General features: G+C 67.2%; 10 protein-coding genes. 3 read left to right on the plus strand and 7 right to left on the minus strand.

Annotated elements, in window-relative coordinates:
* Positions 1 to 22: 22 nt before the first annotated feature.
* From F0U60_RS16920 to F0U60_RS16935, 4 genes are all read right to left on the minus strand, one after another.
* Entirely contained in the window at positions 23 to 760 is a 738-nt protein-coding gene (locus F0U60_RS16920) for an RNA methyltransferase (protein ID WP_395820808.1), read from the minus strand.
* A 44-nt stretch (positions 761 to 804) separates the two neighbouring features.
* The gene (locus tag F0U60_RS16925; RefSeq protein WP_395820811.1) at positions 805 to 1,863 is read right to left on the minus strand and encodes a tol-pal system YbgF family protein; all 1,059 of its coding nucleotides are present in this window, start codon (positions 1,861 to 1,863) and stop codon (positions 805 to 807) included.
* A gap of 76 nt (positions 1,864 to 1,939) precedes the next feature.
* Positions 1,940 to 2,854, minus strand: coding sequence for a type VI immunity family protein (locus F0U60_RS16930; protein WP_395820814.1), 915 nt, complete (start codon positions 2,852 to 2,854; stop codon positions 1,940 to 1,942).
* Entirely contained in the window at positions 2,851 to 3,741 is an 891-nt protein-coding gene (locus F0U60_RS16935) for a hypothetical protein (protein ID WP_395820817.1), read from the minus strand. Before F0U60_RS16935 ends, F0U60_RS16930 begins: the two co-directional genes overlap by 4 nt.
* Positions 3,742 to 5,028: 1,287 nt before the next feature.
* Between F0U60_RS16935 and F0U60_RS16940 the strand changes: the two genes are divergently transcribed.
* Together F0U60_RS16940 and F0U60_RS16945 are read left to right on the plus strand one after the other, a co-directional pair.
* Positions 5,029 to 10,755 carry an MG2 domain-containing protein gene (locus tag F0U60_RS16940; protein WP_395820821.1) on the plus strand — a complete coding sequence of 1,909 codons (5,727 nt, stop codon included), beginning with the start codon at positions 5,029 to 5,031 and terminating at the stop codon, positions 10,753 to 10,755.
* 168 nt (positions 10,756 to 10,923) lie between these two features.
* On the plus strand, positions 10,924 to 12,753 hold the full coding sequence (locus F0U60_RS16945; protein ID WP_395820823.1) for a DNRLRE domain-containing protein: 1,830 nt from the start codon (positions 10,924 to 10,926) through the stop codon (positions 12,751 to 12,753).
* 30 nt (positions 12,754 to 12,783) lie between these two features.
* On the opposite strand, the gene F0U60_RS16950 is transcribed toward F0U60_RS16945, so the two are convergent.
* Positions 12,784 to 14,178, minus strand: coding sequence for an ATP-binding protein (locus F0U60_RS16950; protein WP_395820826.1), 1,395 nt, complete (start codon positions 14,176 to 14,178; stop codon positions 12,784 to 12,786).
* Between the two features lie 15 nt (positions 14,179 to 14,193).
* On the minus strand, positions 14,194 to 15,000 hold the full coding sequence (locus F0U60_RS16955; protein WP_395820829.1) for a response regulator: 807 nt from the start codon (positions 14,998 to 15,000) through the stop codon (positions 14,194 to 14,196).
* Here F0U60_RS16955 and pbpC point away from each other — a divergent pair.
* Complete coding sequence (gene pbpC / locus F0U60_RS16960) at positions 14,991 to 17,360, plus strand: penicillin-binding protein 1C (protein ID WP_395820832.1); 2,370 nt, start codon at positions 14,991 to 14,993, stop codon at positions 17,358 to 17,360. The two genes, F0U60_RS16955 and pbpC, sit on opposite strands and share 10 nt — an antisense overlap.
* Before the next feature lie 25 nt (positions 17,361 to 17,385).
* Here pbpC and F0U60_RS16965 read toward each other — a convergent pair whose 3' ends face one another.
* Positions 17,386 to 17,814 carry a hypothetical protein gene (locus F0U60_RS16965; RefSeq protein ID WP_395820834.1) on the minus strand — a complete coding sequence of 143 codons (429 nt, stop codon included), beginning with the start codon at positions 17,812 to 17,814 and terminating at the stop codon, positions 17,386 to 17,388.
* Positions 17,815 to 17,989 lie beyond the last annotated feature (175 nt).

Here is a 17,989-nt window from a genome sequence, read left to right on the forward strand (position 1 = left end):
TGGGAGAGGGCCGGGGTGAGGGTCATCCTCCCCTGTTCCCCGAGCGCAGCCGCTTGGCCAACGTGTGCAGGGCGGCGAGCCACAGCTTCGCCTCCTTGCGAGTGAGCCGGGAACGACGCAGCGGAGCGAACAAGTCCCGGAGCCCGGTGCGCCCGCGCGAATCCTCATCCACGAGGAACCCACCGGCGACGAGAGCCTCCTCCAGAGCGGACTCCACCAGAGTCAGCTCCGTGTCCGTGGCGGCCACGGGGAGAGGAGCCGCCGGAGGAGGCGAGGCGGCCAGCGTGGCCATGCGGATTTCATAGGCGTACAGCAGCACGGCCTGGGCGAGGTTGATGGAGGGTTGCTCGGGCGCGGTGGGCACGGCGGATAGGTCGTGACAGCGCTCGACCTCGGCATTGGTCAGCCCGCTGCGCTCGTCACCGAAGACGAGCGCCACGGGCCCCTGGGCGGCGCGCTGCACCATCTCCTCCGCCACGGCGCGGGGAGACAGCCGCCGCTTGCCCTCCACCTTGCGCGAGCTGGTGCCCACCACCCAGACACAGTCCGCCACGGCGGCATCGAGCGAGTCCGCGCGGCCCGAGGCCTCCAGCACGTCCTCGGCGTGAACGGCGAGCCGGCGCGCGGGGGCGAGATCTTCGGCTTCGGGGTGAACCCAGGTCCATTCGGACAGCCCGCAGTTCTTCATGGCCCGGGCGGCGGCACCCAGGTTCTCCGCGTTGCGCGGGCGTAACAGCACCAGCCGGATGGGCAGAGGCATCAGCCGCACACCTTAGCGCGGTTGGCGAGGACTCGACTTACCTATCACCGAGCGGCGCGAAGGCCCTCGTTGGAAGAACCCTGCCCGTGGCGCCTGAGCCGCGAGGCCGCCCGCGAGGCCGCACCGCTCTGTTTGTCTCGCGTGAGGACGAGCCGCCAGGCCTCCCGGGCCTCGTCATGACGGCCGAGCTCCGCGAGGCAATCCCCCCAGGCGAGCAAGCCATCTCCTCCCTGCCCTTGGTAGCGGTGCGCGGCGCCAGCCTCGAAGAAGCGCAGGGCCTCTTCCGGGTGCCCCGCCGCCACGGTGATGCGCCCGAGCAGGAACAGCCCGTTGCGCGTGCTCGACACCCGACGAGCGTGCTTCAACCCCGTGCGTGCCTCCCGCCGAGCCTCCTCGTACCGGTGCACCGCCAGCAGCGAGGCTGCGAGGGCGAAGTGCGCCTCGCTCCGGTACAGCCGGGGCAAGCGCTTCCAGTCCACCTGGGCGAGGGCACCGAGCGCGTTCTCACCGCGTCCGGTGTGGGCGAGGATCCACGCGCGTTGGATGGGGAAGAAGTTCCACAGGAAAGCATCCCCACGAGCCACCTCCTCCAGGTTGGACAGACGCGCGCTGGCTGCTTCCCAGCTCCCGAGGTTGTAGACGGCCTCGACGAGGTTGAACCGCACCAGGGCCCACGCGCGCGCCGCGGATGGGTCCGGGGGATTGGACGGACCCTGCCAGCCCCGTTCGATGTCGAGTGCCTCCAAATAGAGGCCCGCATTGATGAAGATGTTGATGGCGCAGTTGGCGCAAGGCAGACAGCTGTCCGCCTTGGCATGGTCCGCGAGCCGGCGGGCACCCGCGACGGCCGTGGTGGTGTGGCCGAGCGCCGAGTGCGCGTAGAGCTCCTCCCGCCACAAGAAAGATCTCATCCCTGCCGCGAGGGGAAGGCACTCCAGGACACGGGTGAGGGCGAGGGCCGTGCGGAAGGCGCCCCATTCGAAGCACCAGGCCGTGAGGCGCAGGAGGAGCCGATGCACCGGAGGCCAGAGCAGCAGTGCGGCCGCGAGGACGACGAGCAGCTCAGGGGGGAAACGGGCGAAGCCCGCGATGGCGAGGGTCATGGGCGGTAGGGCGCTCCGGACCCGGATACTCTACCTCATGGGATAGGCCGGTGGGGTGACTTTCGAGGTGGTGCGGTCAGTCGAGGAATCGGCGCTGCCACTGCCGCATGCGCGTCGGATTGAGTGAGCGCCAGCGGAGTTTCTCCTCGTACAGATAGGGCTCCAGGACGCGAGCCAACTCCCGGTATGGATGCAGTGCTTCCGATTGGGCCTCATGGCCCATGACGGGCCATTCTCCCAGTGCCACCATGACCTTGTCCTGTTCCAATTCATGGAGGTCTATCTCTGGGCGAGGGAGTTGCTCCCGGAGCCCCCTGGCGCCCCCGAGTTGTCCCAGCAAGGGCTGTCCGAAGAAGTTCAGCCAATAGGCTCCCCTTACACCGGCACCAATGGCGTGGGTGGTAGCGCTCAGGGAGTGCACGTCCAATCCCGGGTATTGGACGCAAAGCTCTCGGATGATTCGATCGGCCCCGAGCACTTGCATCGAGTTGAAGGAGAGGCTGGCGTATCCGGAGGTGAGCGGCAGAACACGCGCCAGCGTTACGGCCAATTCTCTCACTTGTCCTGGACCTTGCTCCTCCAGGTTCTCCGTCGGCAGCCAGAAAGAAACTCCGCTCACCAGGCCAGCGCTCTGGGCTGTGGGGAGGGGCTCAAGCTTGTTTCCATTGTACTCGAAGCGATACCCAGCCACCTGGTGAGCGTGTTCCAGCAATTCGAGAGAGCATGCCTCGGCGTGGGTCGTGTCCAGGAGTCGGGAGCGGATGTCCTTCCAACCCGTGTCATCCAAAGGCCGGAGCTCCCCATCCGGAGCGGCGTACCAGCCAAGCGTATCGCGGCCCACGGTATCCAGATAGACATCCAGCGCGCGAGCCACTAGGGGGGACACGTCCGCGTGCGAGCGTTGCATGAAGAAGCACAGATGAAGCCCCTCACGCAGGGCCAACAACCCATCTTTGGAGTACCTCCTCACTCGCGGGTACCGCTCGCTCATCGCTTGATTCCTTTTCTTGGGATGACGAGGCTGGGTCGCACGCCGAAAGCGTTCCAGTAGACCAGTTCCTGGGTGCTGCCTGCGTAGGGTCCCCGCAGGTAGGTCGTCCATGTCGTGGAGGAGCCTTGGACACAGGGGAATTTGAATTCGTAGACGAAGCGTGCCTGTGTGGGTTCTCCAGAGTGGACGACCACATCGGGCTCCACGGTTCCCTCTAGTTCTTTTTTCCGGCCCGCCCGCACGAGTTGATCGACTTCCTCCTTGCTCAGGGGCTTGATCCGCCACCTTTTCTTGTCGATGCGATAGCGTTGCTCGATGAGAAGGTGCCCTGGGATGAGTCCTTCCAGTGTCTCCTTGATGCACTTGAACGCTTCCTTGTGCTTTTCCTTGCCCAGTTCCATGGCTCGCGTGACGGGCTTGTCGTTCTTGTCCCTGCCCACCACCTCATTGCACTCCGCGGAGGTGAGGATTCCTTCCATCAACCGCCGCCGGTTTACGGTTTGCTCCGCGCGGTCAGCGCACTCTTGCATGAGCTCGTCGAATTCGTCCTGGAGTTCATCGAGGTCGTCATCATCACCCTGAATCAGTACTCCAATGGCCCAGCCCGCTGTGAATCCCGCTGTTGCCGCCACGGCCGTTTGATTGACGGATATGCCCTGGCTCGTGGGAGAGGTGAGCTGGAAGGTTGAGACTTCCGCTCCTTCGAGCCCATTACAGACCTGGGTCTCATGGGGGTGATTTTCCAGGCAACAAGTGTAGGTGGTGGTGCATCCTTTCGGCGTATTGAGCCGACAACCACCGGTACAGATGCTGGCGAGTAGCAGGATGAGCAGAGGGGATGGCACCCACAGCCTGTGCCGCTCGGTGGGGCGGGTCCACTGAGTCACAGGTTTGCTCCGGCCTGGGGCTTCGCGTCCTTGAGTGAGGACATGGGCGTGCATGTTACCGCTCGGCGCCCCCTGCGTTGGCGGGTGAAATCGTGCTCACGGAGTTTACCGCGCGGGTAGCATGGTGTTCATGCTGCGTTGGGCTGGGCGGGAGAAGGCGCGGGCCGTGCTGGCGTTCGCCGCCGTGTCGTTGCTGGTCATCCCCCTGGTGTGGCTCGTCATCCTGTGGAGCCGGGCGCCCGTGGAGCGGGAAGTCGAGGGGTGGCGCTTCGTCCCCCGCTTGACGGCTGCGGAGTTCCGCGCGCGGCCCACCCTCCGTCAGCCGTGCCAGGGGGATGCGCAGTGTGAGGCTCCGCTCATCTGTGCCTATGACCCGTATGAACAGCGACGGCTGTGCACGGCCAGTAGCTGTGACTCGGATGCGTGGTGCGCGCCGTATGGGGTCTGCCGCTCCCTTCCCATCCGAAGTGGACAACGGGTGGCCACTCGCGTCTGTGTCCTCGAGGGGACACGTGAGGAGGGCGCGCCGTGCCTCCGTTCCCCGAGGCCGAACCAGAGGGAATGGGGCTGTGGTCAGGGGCTCGTCTGTGCGGGTGCTGGCTGGTGCGGCCGGCGGTGCGTGCCTGGGCAAGAGGAGACGTGCCCGAAGGGCTTCTTCTGTGCTCGTGGCGACCCCGATGGACCCGTGTGCCAGCCCACGTGCGAGGGGCGCGCGTGTCCCGAGGGCCAGCAGTGCATTCAACGCGAGGGGGGCGTGTCGGTATGTGCGAGGGTGAGGGGACGTCCTTGTCCCAGCGAGCCCTGTCCTGGGATCCAGGTGTGTGAGACAGAGATGTCCATCCACGCCGTGGGGGAGGCACGAAGGCGGTGCGTGCAGCCCTGTGGTCAAGGCGCGGGCTCGCCGAATGTGAAGAGAGGTCCCTCTGCCTCCAGGGACGATGTCGCCGGCGCTGCCTCGTGGGTCAGCCCGATTCGTGCGGCCCGTTCCGGTTCTGCGTGAGCACCGACGACTCGGGCAACGGCGTGTGCCTGTCCTCGCCGGAGCAATGGGACATGGACGCCGAGCATCGTTGACCCGCGACCGCGAGCCGCCCTAGCGTCTCCAGCAACTTCCAAGGTCCCACCTGGGCCAGAGACGGGCTGCGGCTCGCTGGCCACCGAGTGGGCGCTCGACCGCGTGGGGGGACGCGAGCGGGCTGTGGGCTTCCAACCACAACTCCCCTCCAGAACGGCGTCCGGTCCTCTGGCACGCCGCGTGAAAACCCGAGTCATCTCCTCGGAGGAAACATGGGTCCGCAGTCTGTTCCAATGCTGAAGCCGTCCCGCCCGGCCAGGGCGCGCTGGTTGCTGGCGGCGCTGCTGGTAGGCGCGCTCGCCGGCTGCAACAAGGACGAATCCACGAGCACCCCGCAGCCGTCAGGTCCAGCCCCCACCTCGGGAGCCCCGGCCAGCGGCAGCGGTCCCTCCGGGACAAGCACCCCGAGTGCCCCTCCCTCGGCGGACTCCCTCGCCCCCGTCATCAGCGAGATTGGCCCCGAGGGCATGGTGCCGCGCGAGGTGGTGCTGGAGTTCCCCCGCTCGGTCGCGCCCGAGAACCAGGAGGTGAAGAAGGGCACCGCCTTCACAGTGTCTCCGAACGTGCCGGGCATGCTGAGCTTCCGCAGCGGCTCCACGCTCGTCTTCACCCCGCGCGAGAGCTTCGCCTTCAAGACCGAGTACACCGTCACGCTCGAAGCACTCGAGCTGGCCGACGGCACCGTGGTGAAGCCCCAGGTCGCGGGAGGGTGGAGCCGCACCTTCACCACGCCCGCCTTCGCCTTCCTGCGCCTCTCGCCTCGGCAGGTGGACGTGCGCAAGGGCAAGGTGGAGGCAGACCTGGTCTTCTCCGGTCCGGTGGACGTGGCCAACGTGCGCCGCTTCGCTTCCTTCTCCGTGGACGGCAAGGCGCTGTCTGATGTGAAGCTGCGCTCCCACCCCACGGACCGTCACATCGTCACCGCCGCCCTGGGGGGCGCGAGCCTCCGTCCAGGCGCCGAGGTGAAGTTCACCCTCAAGCAGGGCCTGGCCTCGACCGGCCGCAATGGGGGCACTGCGGCGGCAGGGGAGGGCTCCTTCGCGCTGCACGTGGGCAAGCGCCTCGACATCACCAACGCCTACGCGCAGGAGGGCGCCTCCGGTCATTTCATCGAGGTCCGCTGCCGCGAGGTGTCGGGTGACGCGGCGCCCAGCCACCCGGAGGGCGAGGGGGATTACGACTACTACTATGGAGAAGGTGGCGAGCGCTGCAGCCTCGACGAGGACTCCGCCGCGGACTCCATTCACTTCAACCCGTCGGTGAAGTTCTCCGTGTCGCCCTCGCGTTGGGGCTTCCGCGTCTTCGGGGACTTCAAGCGGGGCTCCTATGCCATGCGCATCGACGCGGGCGCTGTCTCGTCCAAGGGCGGCACGCTGCTGTCCACCTACGAGAAGTCCTTCTCCATCTCCGCCCGCAGCCCACAGGTCAGCTTCAGCTCCACTGGCCGTTACCTGCCGCGCAGCGCCTGGCGCAACCTGCCCCTCAACCACCTCAACCTGGACTCGGTGGAGCTCGTGGTGCGGCACGTGCCCCAGGAGAACCTCCTCTACTGGATGAGCAATGACGGCCAGGAGGCCGCCGACGAGCGCACCTCCAACGTGCTGCTGCGCAAGACGCTGGCCCTGAAGGGCGCGCAGGACACGCTGGCCACCACCTGGCTGGACGTGGGCAGCCTTGTGCCCGCGAGCACCCGGGGCCTCGTGGAGATCACCGCCTCGGGCGCCTACAAGTCGTCCGCCTCGCGCATCCTCCTCACGGACCTGAGCCTGGTGGCCAAGCGCGGCCTGGCGCCTCGGGGCTCGGAGGCGAAGGAGGAGGTGTTCGTGTGGGCGCTCGGCATGGAGAGCACCGAGCCGCTGTCCGGCGTGGAGATCTCCCTGGTGAAGAAGAGCGGCCAGGTGGTGGCCCGCTGCACCACCGGGGGCGCGGATGGGTGCAAGCTGACGGTCCCCGCGCCGGGCGTGGACACCGCCGAGCCCTTCGCCCTGCTCGCGCGCAAGGGCGAGGAGTTCACCTACCTCAAGTACAACGAGCTGAAGACGGAGATCGCCAACTCGGACGTGCAGGGCGAGCCGTACCGCTCCGACAAACCCTACCGTGCCTCCGTCTACTCGGATCGGGGCGTGTATCGCCCGGGAGACACCGCCCACGTGGTGGCGGTGCTGCGCGGCCAGGATGACGTGGCGCCTCCGGTGGGGATGCCCGTGGAGCTGAAGGTGGTGGACCCGCGCGAGCGCGACCTGAAGAAGGTGACGCTGAAGACGAACGAGGCGGGCCTGGTGTCGCTGGACGTGCCCTTCGAGGCCTACCAGGACACGGGCGCCTACCGCGTGGTGCTGAGCGTGGCCGGCAAGCAGGTGGTCGCGTACGGCCTCAACGTGGAGGAGTTCGTCCCCGAGCGCATGAAGGTGACGGCCCGCACCGAGAAGCCCGGCTACGTGCAGGGCGAGGAGGTGCCGCTGACGGTGGAGGCCGCGTACCTCTTCGGTGGCTCGGCGGAGAACAGCCCGGTGGAGGTGACGTGCCGGCTGGAGCCGTCCGTCTTCCGCCCGAAGGACAATGCGCAGTACGCCTATGGGGTGTGGCGTCCGGAGGGCTCGGACGTGAAGGCCACGGTGTTGGGGCAGGTGAAGGCCGAGCTGGACGCAAAGGGGCAGACGTTGGTGCGCTGCCCGGCGCAGCAGGACGCGGGGGGCTTCAAGGGCCCGGCGAAGCTGGTGGCGCAGGCCAGCGTCTTCGAGGCCGGCAGTGGCCGCTCCACGTTGGGTGAGGCCACCGTGCCGGTGCACCCGGAGGCGTATTACGTGGGCCTTCAGGCCAATGTGGACAAGATGAAGGCGAACCAGCCCTTCACCGTCTCCGGTGTGGTGGTGGACTGGCAGGGCGCTCCTTATGGCAAGGCCGTCAAGCCGCTCGAGGTGGAGTACCTGCGCCTGGACGAGGAGTACGGCTACTTCTACGACGAGGACTCGGGCGAGGAGCGCTATCAGCGCCACCTGCGTCCCGTGCGCGAGGGCCGTACCACCGTCAAGCCCGAGGGCGGGAAGTTCTCCTTCCAGGTGACGCCGTCCTCGGACGCCGCGGGCTACCTGGTGCGGGTGAAGTCCGGTGCGGCGCAGACGGACCTGCAGCTCGAGGGGCACGGTCGCTATTACTGGTCGGACGAGTCCTCCTCTCGGGTGGACCAGACGCCTCGACCGGCGCGGCCCACCTCGCTCGCGGTGGAGCTGCCGCGCTCGGCGAAGGTGGGGGAGTCCATCACGGTGAAGGTGAAGGCGCCCTACCGTGGTCGCATGCTCTTCACCGCCGAGACGGATGGCGTTCAGGCCTTCGAGTGGAAGGCGGTGGAGCCGGGTGAGGTGATGTGGACCTTCAAGCCCTCGGCCTTCGCGCCCAACGTCTACGTCAGCACCTTCCTCGTGAAGGACCCGCACCTCGAGTCCGCTCAGGCCTTCATGCCGGACCGGGCCTTCGGCGTGGCCAGCATGACGCTGGACCCGGTGGACTACACGCAGGCCGTCACCCTGAACGCGCCCAAGGAGGTTCGCTCCAATGACACCCTCACGGTGGATCTGGAGCTGGGCTCGGTGGAGGCGGGTACCTTCGCCACGGTGGCGGTGGTGGACGAGGGCATCCTCTCTCTCACGCGCTTCAAGAGTCCGGACCCGCTCGCGGAGCTCTTCACCCGGCGGGCCCTGGGCGTGCAGACATACGAGACGCTCGGGTGGACGCTGCTGATTCCTCCCGCGGGCGCCAGCCGCTCCACGGGTGGTGATGGCGGGGGCGATGCCTCGGGCCGCGTGCAGCCGGTGAAGCCGGTGGCGCTCTGGAGTGGCGTGCTGCCGGTGCCCGCCAACGGCAAGCTGCGCGTCCCCTTCAAGCTGCCTCAGTACCGCGGCGCGGTGCGGGTGATGGCGGTGACGAGCGGCCCCAAGCGCATCGGCCACGCCAGCGCGCAGGTGCTGGTGCGAGATCCGCTCGTGTTGCAGACCACGCTGCCCCGCTTCCTCAGCCAGGGGGATGAGATTCAAATCCCCGTCTTCGTGACCAACCTCTCCGGCAAGGCGCAGGACGTGAAGGTGTCCCTCACCGCGGAGAACCTCCCGGTGCCGGGCATGGCGATGCCCGCGTCCATGGCCTCGCCGCTGCAGCTGCTCGGCAAGAGCGAGGGTAAGGTGCGGCTGGAGGAGGGCAAGGCGGCCACGCTCGTCTTCCAGGCGAAGGCGGTGCAGGCCGTGGGCGCGGCTCGCCTCAAGGTGACGGCGGAGGGCGGTGGACACACCTCCTTCGAGCAGCTCGACGTGCCCTTCCTCCCCGCGGGCCCGCGCGAGCGCAAGGTGCAGCGGCTCGAGCTGGCCGCCGGCACGTTGGACCTGTCGCCGTACCTACAGGGCTGGCTGCCCACCAGCGAGCGCTCGACGTTCTGGGTGACCACGAATCCCTACGCCGAGTCCTTCCAGCACCTCTCGTACCTGGTGCAGTACCCGTACGGCTGCGTCGAGCAGACGACGTCCTCCACCCGGCCGCTGCTCTACGTCTCCGAGCTCGTGGACAGCGTGGACCCGACGCTCACGGCCAACGCCAAGATTGAGGACATGGTGATGTCGGGCGTGAACCGGGTGCTCTCCATGCAGACGCCCTCGGGTGGCTTCAGCTACTGGCCGGGCGCCACCGAGCCGGTGGAGTGGGGCACGGCTTACGCCACGCACATGCTGCTGGACGCGCAGAAGCGCAAGTACGCGGTGCCGCAGGATCGCATCGACAGCGCGATCGAGTGGATGAACCAGCAGGTGACTCGCCGCGAGGGTCGCTCGGGTTCGGGCGATTACAACGATGGCTCCGAGGCCTACATGCACTACGTGCTGGCCATGGCCGGCAAGGGCCACAAGGCGCGAGTGCAGAAGCTCATTGACCAGCTCGGCAACCAGAAGTTCTACAGCAACGGCCAGCGGGCGGAGCAGGAGTTCATGCTCAAGGCCGCGCTGTACCAGGCCGGCGATCGCCGCTACGAGAAGGACCTGCGTAACCCGGACGTCTCGACGGTGGTGGAGGAGCGGTGGAACAGCTGGTCCTTCTACTCGGACCGGCGCCGGCGCGGCTTCATGCTGAGCACGTTCCAGGATCTGTTCGGGGATGACGCTGCGGGCGAGCCGCTCGCGCAGCGGGTGGCCGAGGCCCTCAAGCAGGAGCGCAGCAGCTACTACACCACGCAGGAGCTGGTCTGGGGCATCACCGGCCTGGGCAAGCGCGTGGCGGGAGCGGCCTCGAAGTTCGCTCCGGCGGTGCTGACGGCGGATGGCAAGGAGGTGGCGACGCGGGAGGGCGTCAAGCAGCGCGCCTCCGACCGGACGTGGGCCCTGGCTCGCGCGAGTGAGCGCAAGGGCTTGACCCTGAAGGTCCCGGAGAAGGGCGAGGGCAAGCTCTACCTGGTGCTCGCGAGCGAGGGCGTGCGCTCGGACGGCCAGTACCGCACGGGCGGCGAGGGCCTCTCCCTGGAGCGTCGCTACCGCAACCTCGCGGGCGACGTGCTCGATGTGCAGGGCGGCTCGGTGGGCCTGGCGGACCTCGTCTACGTGGAGGTGAAGATCAAGAACACCTCGCGCGAGCGCATCCAGAACATCGCGCTGGTGGATCGGCTGCCGGCGGGCTGGGAGATCGAGAACGCGCGGCTCGGGCGCGGGGGCGCGGTGGAGTGGGTCTCCAGCGAGGATCCGTGGAGCGCGGACTACGTGAACATCCGGGACGACCGGATGGAGGTCTTCGGAAGCCTGGAGGCGGGCGAGACGAAGACGGTGGTCTACGCGGTGCGCGCGGTGACGTCCGGGAAGTTCACGCTGCCGCCGGTCGAGGCGGAGGCGATGTACGACCCGCGCATCTGGGCGCGCGAGGCGGGAGGCTCGGTCGAGGTCTCCGGCCCGTGGCAGGACTTCCTGCTGTAGTCATGGAGTCACCGCAGAGGTGACTGTGCCGGGGACCCTGGAGACAGGGTCCTCGTCAAAGCTGGAAATCGTGTTTATAAAGCGAGACCGGAACGCTCGTTCCTCTCTCGCCCGCGGTACCCGTCCGTCAGGCAGGGAGGGAGAGCCCTCACGGAAGGGACCGGAGCCATGGACAATCGTCGAGAGGAAGTCCTGCGGATGTGGGGCCGGCGGCTGACACTCGTGGGAGTGACCGTCGCGCTCGTGGCCTGCGGAGGGGACTCGAATGGGCCGGAGGAGCGCTCGGGCATGGCGCGGCAGGCCCTCTCCCTCGTGGCTCCGTCGGATGACTCCTACGTCCACGAGAGCAATCCGTCATCCAATTACGGTTCGAGCACGTCGGTGTATCTGAAGACCGATTCGGGCACGAGCCGTCATGGCTATTTGAAGTTCAACGTAAGTGGGCTCTCTGGCGTGACGAGCGCCAGGTTGAAGGTGTACGGCAGCGCGTCGTCGACCACGACCCTGGTGGCCTACGAGACGACGGACACCTGGACGGAGTCGGCCATCACCTGGGCCAACAAGCCGGCCGTGGGAAGCCAGGTTGGCAGCGTGCCGATCAACACGACCGCGAAGTACAACGAAATCGATGTGACGTCCTATGTGAGTGCCCAGGCGAGCGGAGACGGCACGGTCTCATTCGTGCTTCAGGAGAGCGTGGGCAAATACACCACGCTGAACAGCAGCGAGAACGCCTCGAACCCTCCGCAGTTGGAGATCACGGCGAGTGGTGGCTCGGGCGGAGACACTCAACCACCCTCGGCGCCCGCGAACCTGACGGCCACCGGGGTGTCCAGCAGTCAGATCAACCTGAGCTGGAGCGCCTCCTCGGACAACGTCGGTGTGACTGGGTATGACGTCTACCGGAACGGCGCCTTTCTGAAGAACGTCAGCGGCACATCGACAAGCGATACGGGCCTGACGGCCTCGACGACCTACAACTATCAACTGAAAGCCAGGGACGCGGCGGGCAATGTCTCCAGTGGCAGCAACACGGCCATCGGGACGACGAGCGGCGGTACGACTTCCTGTGCGAATGCGCTGGCGACGACCGCCGATATCCAGAACGCCATGAAGAACGCCGCCCCGGGCAGCACCCTGGTCATTGCTTCGGGCACCTATACGGGAAACCGGTCCACGAGCGGAGATCCAGGGGGCCAGGGACTGTTCTACTCGGGCAGGAGCGGCACGGCTTCCAGCCCCATCATCCTGAAGAGCTGCGACCCGAGTAATCCGGCCATCCTGAAGGGCGTTGCGGTCAATGATGGCTCCTATGGCATCCATCTAACGGGGGACTACTGGCAGATCCGTGACCTCATCATCACGAATGCGCAGAAGGGAATCATCGTCGACAACGGGAACCACAATGTGCTGAGCCACGTTGAGGTTCACCTCATCGGGGATGAAGGCGTCCACTTCCGTGATGGCAGCTCCTACAACACGCTGGAGCACTCGAAGATCCACGACACGGGCAACTACCAGCCGGGATATGGCGAAGGCGCCTATGTCGGCTCTGATGCCAGCTCGCCCTATGAGCACGTCGTCGTGGGAAATGTGATTCGATACACGAACTTCGCCGGTGGCATCACCGCGGAGCATATCGATATCAAGGAAGGCGCGGACGGAACCGTCGTGGAGTACTGCACCTTCGACGGGACGGGCATTTCCGGGACCAACAGCGCCGACAGCTTCGTGGACGTCAAGGGCGTCAACTCCCTCATTCGTTACAACGAAGGCTACCGGAACGGGAATGCCTTCGTCGTGGATGCCTTCCAGGTCCGCACGCACGGCAGCGGTTATGCGACGGGCGTCAACAACAGGTTCCAGAACAACACCGTCGACCTGGATGCCGCCGCGGGATACGTGGTGTATGCGACGAGCGCGACCACGGGCACGACGGCCTCCGGTGATGTCAGGATTGGCGGCGGCAATCTGTATAACAGCAACGTGAACAGATAAGCCGACGCTCTTGGCCTTCGAGGTGAGCCCTCAGCGCTGGGGCCAGGACAGGATGATGCGAGCGCCGCCCAGGGGCGTGTCTGCTACACGGGCGCTTCCCTGGTGCGCTTGCATGATGCGGTGGACGATGGCCAGCCCCAGCCCGTGACCACCCGTCTTGCGGTTGCGGCTGTCGTCCAGGCGGGTGAAGGGCAGGAAGATGCGCTCCCTGTCCTGAGGCGGGATACCCGGGCCGTCATCGTCGACGAGCACGGAGTAGCCCGAGTCGCCCTTCTCCAACTGGACCCGTATCTCCGTGCGGGCATGACGTTGGGCGTTGCGGATGAGGTTGCTGATGGCCCGACGCAGGTAGCGGGGGGAGCCCTGGCACTCCAGCGAGCCATCGGCGACGAGCAGGATTCGGAGGTGGGGCGAGAACAGCGCGAGCTGCTGGATCAACTCCGTCACGAGCGCCACCAGCTCGATGGACTCCCACTCCAAGGGCGGCGCATCCCGGTGCAGGCGGGTGTAGGTGAGGAGCTCTTCCACCAGTGCATCGAGCTCCTCCACGTCCTTGCCCATGTCCGCCAGCTGCGACTCCCACTCGCTCTGTCCTTGCGCATGCCGCGCCATATCGAGAGCGAAGTGCAGCCGGGAAATAGGGGTGCGCAGCTCGTGGGAGATGGCCTGCAGCGTGGCCTGCTGCTCCTGGGTCATGCGGTGGATCCGCTCCGCCATGTCATTGAAGGTGCGGGCCAGATGACCGATAGGCTCTGGTACTCGGGTCTCGGCCCGGGCCCCGAGCTCTCCGCGACCGAAGGCGTTCGTGGTGGCGGCCAGCCGCGTGACATGGCGGTACAGGGGAAAAGTAAGCACGAGCACCGCCACGCCTAAGACCAGCAACAAGATAGCCAGCTCTTGTGCGAGGAACTCCAGCACCAGCTCTCGGGGAGGACCGAACAGCACCTCCTGGACCAACACGAGCTCCGAGTCTGCCAGCGGCAGGAGCAGGTCCACCCGCTCGCCGGTGAGCCCGGGTGATCTCATCCAGGCTGTGGGCTGGCCTGTGAGCAGGCGCTCCCGGGTACGCTTTGGGAGCTCCTGGGTGAGCACCTCGGCTTTCGACCGCAGCGCGATGGGGTGGCTGAAGTGTGACTGCCATTCATTGACGATGGCCGCCCAGCGCTCGCGAGGCTGGGAGCGGAGCTGATTCTCGAGGAGCCAATGCAGGCCCTGGTTGAGTTGCTCGAACTCCCTGGCGGACTCTTCGGCCTGTTGCTCGGCCTGTGCTTCGTCCGTCCCCTTCGAGGTCAACCGCTGGGTGGCCATGAAGGCCATCACTGCGACGGCCAGCACGAGCGCCACGATGATCCCGACGTACATGCGCGCGAACAGGCTGCTCATGGGATGGAACAGGCGGCGGAACGTGCGGGCAGGAGGGCTCATGGTGACAGCGGCCTCTCAGCTTCGAGCGAAGAGATAGCCCCGGCCTCGTACGGTCTTGATGAGCTGATGCGGTGGCTGATCATCTCCCAGCTTCCTGCGCAGCTTGGAGATGCGCATGTCAATGGAGCGGTCCAGACCGTCGTGCTCGATTCCGCGCAGCTCCGAGAGGATGTCGTCGCGGGTGAGGATGGCGGGGGCGCGGCTGGCCAGCAGCCACAGCAGATCGAACTCCGCATCGGTCAGCACGATCGGTTCCCCGGCGCGGCTCACCGTGCGGCGGTCACCATCAATGCGCAGCTCCTGGGCGGTGATCACCTTGCCCTCGTCGAGGGAGGCGGGTTCGGACACCTTCGGGATTCCGCGGCTCGCCCGTCGCAGCAGTGCACGCAGGCGGGAGAGCAAGACGTGCGGGCGCACGGGCTTGGTCAGGTAGTCGTCTGCGCCGGTGTCCAGGGCAACGACCTCGTTGATGTCCTCATCCTGGGCGGTGAGCATGAGGATCCAGCCGTGATACGTCGGCCGCACCTGCCGGCAGACCTCGATGCCATCCACTCCTGGCAGCAAGATGTCCAGGATGACGCAATCCGGCGGCTCGCTCCGGATGGCCTTCATGGCCTCCTGGCCGTCTCCTACCCAGCGGACCTGAAAGCCCTGACTCTGCAGGAACGTTTGGACCAGCTTGGCCAGGCGTTCATCATCCTCGACGAGCAGTATGCGCGGTGTCGGTTCCATGGAGGCGGAGGGCACGTTCTCATCATACCGGGCGAGCTCGTGGGCGGAGCTGGTAAGGTCTGGCTGGAAACCGGATTCCCATGCCGTCACTTCGTCTCTCCAGGAAGAGGCTTCTCCAGGGAGCCCTCGTCCTTCTGGGCCTCACGCTCGCAGCCCTGGCCGCGGTCTGGTGGGTGCCCCTGCCCGAGCGACTCTCCCAGTCACACTCGGTTGTCGTGGAGTATCGGGACGGCTCGCCAGCGCACGTCTTCCTGGCGCCGGACGAGCGGTGGCGGGTGCCCACGGTGGTGGAGGAGGTGGACCCGGCCTACGTCCAGGCGCTGCTGGTGCTGGAGGACAAACGCTTCTTCTGGCACCCGGGCGTAGACCCCATCGCGGTGGTCCGAGCGGCGGTAACCAACGTGCTGCGAGGCCGGCGGGTGTCCGGGGCGTCCACGCTGACCATGCAGTTGGTGCGAGTGCTGGAGCCCCGGCCGCGCACGCTCATGTCCAAGCTCATCGAGTCCCTGCGGGCCGTGCAGTTGGAGGTGCGGCTGTCCAAGAAGGAGCTCCTCGCGGCCTACCTGCAGTTCGTCCCTTATGGGCGGAATGTGGAGGGGGTGGAGGCTGCGGCACTGGCGTACTTCGGACACCGCGCGACGCACCTGAGTCCGGCGGAGATGGCCACGCTGCTGGCGGTGCCGCAGAACCCCAACCGGCGCTACCCCTCGCCGGCGAACGCGGCGCGGCTGAAGCAGGCGCGGGACGAGGTGGCGCAGCGGCTCTTCGACGAGGAGGCGCTGCCGCTCGGGCCCGAGGGGGCGCGGGTGACACCGGAGGCGGCGCTGGCGGAGGTGCGTGCCACGGCGGTGCCCTCCCTGCTCACGCCCTTCCCACGCGAAGCGCCGCACGCGGCGGTGTGGCTGCGTGCCCAGCGGCCCGGACGGGGGCGACTGCGCACGACGCTGGAGGCGGGCTCTCAGCGACTGGTGGAGCGGTTGATGCGGGAGTCCGCGCCGGAGCTGCGCGAGAAGGGCATCCACAACGGGACGGCGGTGGTGGTGGACCGGGAGCGCGCGGAGGTGGTCGCGCTGGTGGGCAACTTCGACTTCTTTGACACCGCGCATGGCGGGCAACTGCCGGGTTTCGCGACGATGCGCTCGCCGGGCTCGGCGCTCAAGCCGCTCATCTATGCGCTGGCCATCGACCAGGGACTCGCCGGGCCGGAGCAACTGGTGCCGGACATCCCCACCTCGTACGGCACCTACACGCCGCGCAACTTCGATGGACGCTTCCAGGGGCTGGTTCGGCTGGAGGATGCGCTCTCCCAGTCACTCAACCTGCCTTTCGTGAAGCTGTTGCAGCGGCTCGGGGTCGAGCGCTTCCTCGGGGCATTGCGGCTGGCGGGAGTGACGAGCCTGCACCCGGACCCGGGCCATTACGGGCTCTCTGCGTCGGTGGGCGGCATTGAGCTCACGCCGCTCGAGTTGGCGGGGGTCTACCTGGCCATCGCCGAGGACGGCCACGCGCGTCCGCTGAAGCTGCTGGACGAAGGGCAGCCCTCAGGGGGCGCTCAGACGCTCTTCTCGCCTGGGGCGGCGTGGCTCACCCGTCGCGCATTGGCGCTGAGGGACCGGCCGGACTTCCCGGTGCGTCGCAAGCTGACGGGCCTGCCTCCACGGGTGCACTGGAAGACGGGCACGAGCTTCGGCCACCGGGACGCGTGGGCGGCGGGCTCGGGGCCCCGGCACACCGGGGTGGTATGGGTGGGCAACTTCGACAACTCCCCCAGCGTGCACCTCGTGGGCGCGGATGCAGCCGGGCCGCTCCTCTTCGACATCCTGGAGGGCCTGGGGCCTCGGGGTAGACTCGAGGACGCGGACGCGGTGGTGCCCTCGGAGCTCACCCAGGTAGAGGTCTGCGCCTATTCAGGCTACCTGCCGACGGACGCCTGTACCCAGCGGAGCTTCGTGTTCGCGAAGCGCAGCCATGTGCCGACGGAGACCTGCCCCTACCACCAGCGGGTGGAGGTGGACGTGAAGACGGGGCTGGCAGTGACTCCCTCGTGCCGGGCTGGGCGACAGACGGAGTCGCGTGTGTACCTCTCTTGGCCGGCGAGCATCCGGCGCTGGCTCGCCGAACAACACCGCCTGTTGCCCCAGCCTCCTGCTCCCGCGCCCGGCTGTGAGCCCGGAGGCGTCCAGCGGGCTCCGGAGATCCTCTCGCCGGGACTGGGCCAGGTGGCGCTCCTCATCCCGGGTGTCCCGGCGGATCAACAGGATGTCCCGCTGGAGGCCGAGGCGGACGGGGACCGGGAGTTGACGTGGTTCGTGGATGGAGCCTTCCTGGCCTCGGCGCGAGCGGACGAACGGGTGTGGTGGGCACCCTCGGTGGGCACCCACGAGATTCTCGTCTCGGACGACCGGGGGCTCAGCGCTCGCAGGACGCTGGAGGTTCGCGAGCGCCGGTGAGCCTCACCCACGTTGATGAAAGGGTTCAGCGATGCGAGGTGTGCTGGCGCTCGGGAGCAGCACGGCCGGACGACCGTTCCGCCTCATCCCGCGACTGCCGCGGATCCTCCCTCAACTCCACGTAGTAGCCCTCCTTGTAGTCGGTGGCCCAGAGCAGGGTGGCGAAGACGGGGAACACGAGCAGCCCACCGATGATGCCGCCCGCGGTGCGTGCTCCGTTCCACTGGTCTCGCCGGATGGTGACGTACTCGGACCTGTAGCCCTCCAGCTCGAGGACGAAGCTTTCGGTGTGATTGACGGTGGCCGAGTCGCTGTACTCGTACGGTGTCCTACCGAGGACCTCGCCGAAGCGGGACTTGATCGTGGCACCACTGGGATCGGAGCGAATCACCGTCGTGCTCACGCAGCCGGTGGAGATGACGACGAGGAGGAGGGCGGACATCAAGCGACGCATGGGTGGTTCCTTCTGGCGAATGGGAGTCGCGCCGCCTGTTTGCAGTCTCCCTGCCGTACGCAGGGTCTAGTCCTTTGGCGCACTTGCACGTCCGCCCCATCCCGCACCTTGTATCGGGAGTCCGTTTGGATGGACCTGGCGCTCCACCCCTCCTCTGGCTGCCTGGTTTCACCGT

The sequence above is a fragment of the Archangium minus genome, from assembly GCF_044360475.1.
GTDB classification, from domain to species: domain Bacteria; phylum Myxococcota; class Myxococcia; order Myxococcales; family Myxococcaceae; genus Archangium; species Archangium minus.

Bases quoted from the DNA above. Each gene is read 5' to 3' on its own strand.
- F0U60_RS16920 (WP_395820808.1), bottom strand. From the start codon at position 760: ATGCCTCTGCCCATCCGGCTGGTGCTGTTACGCCCGCGCAACGCGGAG.
- F0U60_RS16925 (WP_395820811.1), bottom strand. From the start codon at position 1,863: ATGACCCTCGCCATCGCGGGCTTCGCCCGTTTCCCCCCTGAGCTGCTC.
- F0U60_RS16930 (WP_395820814.1), bottom strand. From the start codon at position 2,854: ATGAGCGAGCGGTACCCGCGAGTGAGGAGGTACTCCAAAGATGGGTTG.
- F0U60_RS16940 (WP_395820821.1), top strand. From the start codon at position 5,029: ATGGGTCCGCAGTCTGTTCCAATGCTGAAGCCGTCCCGCCCGGCCAGG.
- F0U60_RS16945 (WP_395820823.1), top strand. From the start codon at position 10,924: ATGGACAATCGTCGAGAGGAAGTCCTGCGGATGTGGGGCCGGCGGCTG.
- F0U60_RS16950 (WP_395820826.1), bottom strand. From the start codon at position 14,178: ATGAGCCCTCCTGCCCGCACGTTCCGCCGCCTGTTCCATCCCATGAGC.
- pbpC (WP_395820832.1), top strand. From the start codon at position 14,991: ATGCCGTCACTTCGTCTCTCCAGGAAGAGGCTTCTCCAGGGAGCCCTC.
- F0U60_RS16965 (WP_395820834.1), bottom strand. From the start codon at position 17,814: ATGCGTCGCTTGATGTCCGCCCTCCTCCTCGTCGTCATCTCCACCGGC.